This is a genomic window from Granulicatella sp. WM01 (assembly GCF_004570605.1).
GTDB lineage: Bacteria > Bacillota > Bacilli > Lactobacillales > Aerococcaceae > WM01.
Window position 1 is genome coordinate 1 of record NZ_SPPB01000170.1, and the last position, 255, is coordinate 255.

Annotated in this window: 1 pseudogene; it reads right to left on the reverse strand. The window is 42.0% G+C overall.

Annotation, left to right across the window (positions count from 1 at the left end):
• Positions 1-255 (reverse strand): annotated as a pseudogene (locus E4T68_RS09110) (ISNCY family transposase); the annotation flags it as partial.

The window sequence follows — 255 nt, forward strand, 5'->3', positions numbered from 1 at the left end:
CAGCAGGAATACCATAATTGGTTAATATCTGATGTAACACCTGATAATAGCCTTTCAGCGTTTCTTGTGGGGCAAAATAGGCACCAACACTATTACCAGAAGCATCATCAATGGCAACATGAAGATGCGAGACAGTTTGACCAAACCATCTGAATTGACTAGCGTCCATTTGTATCAGTTCGCCACAATATTTTTTTCTCGGACGACTAGGGTGGATAGTGTCACTATCTGCTAGAAACTCACAAGAACGGGGTA